Source organism: Streptomyces recifensis (assembly GCF_002154615.1).
GTDB lineage: Bacteria > Actinomycetota > Actinomycetes > Streptomycetales > Streptomycetaceae > Streptomyces > Streptomyces griseoluteus.
Genome location: NZ_MUNH01000690.1, coordinates 1 through 1,258, shown reverse-complemented (window position 1 = coordinate 1,258; position 1,258 = coordinate 1). Strand labels below are relative to the sequence as shown.

Annotated in this window: 1 protein-coding gene and 1 pseudogene; both read right to left on the bottom strand. The window is 73.9% G+C overall.

The genetic code is table 11. From position 1 onward, the window contains the following. Nucleotides 1-319, bottom strand: a pseudogene (locus CCN33_RS28440) (TIGR03943 family putative permease subunit); the annotation flags it as partial. Further along, on the bottom strand, nt 316-1,258 hold a 943-nt coding region (locus tag CCN33_RS28435), incomplete at its 5' end, for a permease (protein WP_244173966.1). The pseudogene CCN33_RS28440 and the gene CCN33_RS28435, both read right to left, overlap by 4 nt.

Genomic DNA, 1,258 nt, shown 5'->3' with positions numbered 1-1,258 from the left:
CGCCGAGGGCGGGCGGGGCGTAGAGGAGGAGGCTGAGGGCGGGCACGGCGAGCAGCCAGGCGACCTTGGGGGCGGTGGAGTGGTCGTGGCCGTGTGCGGAGGCTTCGTGGTGGTCGTGGGAGTCGTGGGGCTCCCGGTTTCCGCGCAGGTCGAGGCAGGCGTTCACCGCGCCGAGGAGCAGCAGGACGACGCCGGACGCGATCAGGACGGGGCGCAGGCCCTCCTTGACGTAGCGCAGGTAGAGGTCGGTGAAGAGGGCCGTGTGCAGCAGGCCGGCGCCGACGAGGGCGAGCAGGGCGGTCTGGGCGAGGCGTCTCACAGCAGCGCGCCTCCGGTCAGGGCGCTGGCGGCGACGGCGACGACCGTGGTCGCGGCGGAGAACCGTACGGCGAAGGCGCGGCCGAAGGTGCCCGCCTGAAGGGCGATCAGCTTCAGGTCCACCATGGGGCCGACCACCATGAAGGCGAGCCGGGCTGTGGGGGAGAAGCCTGTGAGTGACGCCGCCACGAAGGCGTCCGCCTCCGAACAGACGGCGAGCAGGACGGCGAGCCCGGCGAGGAACAGTACGGAGAGCCAGGGCGAGCCGGAGAAGGCGTCGAGCACGGTGCGCGGTACGGCGACGTTGAAGGTGGCCGCGGCCATCGCGCCGAGCACCAGGAAGCCGCCGGCGTGCAGGAAGTCGTGCTGGAAGCCCTGGCGGAACTCGGCCCAGCGGCTGTGCCCGTGCTGGTGGCCGGTGTGCCGTACGGCCGGGCGCAGCCACTTCTCCTTGCCGAAGCAGAGCCACAGCCAGCCCATCACGGCGGCGGTGGCCAGCGAGGCGACCAGCCGGGCGGCGACCATCGCGGGGTTGCCCGGGAAGGCGACCGCCGTGGCGGTGAGCACGATCGGGTTGATCGCAGGCGCGGACAGCAGGAAGGCGAAGGCGGCGGCCGGGGTGACACCACGCCGGATCAGGCTGTCGGCGACCGGTACGGAGGCGCACTCGCACCCCGGCAGCACCGCGCCCGCGACCCCCGCGACCGGTACGGCGAGCGCGGCCCGCCTGGGCAGCACGCGGGTGAACAGGTCGGCCGGGACGAACGCGTTGATCGCGCCGGACAGCACGGTGCCGAGGATCAGGAACGGCAGCGCCTGCACGGTGATCGCCAGGCAGACCGTGCGCCACGCCTGGACGGCGGGCCGCTCGAGCACTCCGGCGCGGGCGAGCAGCAGCACCGTGATCCCGACGGCCGCGGCGGCGGTGAGGGCGAGGAGG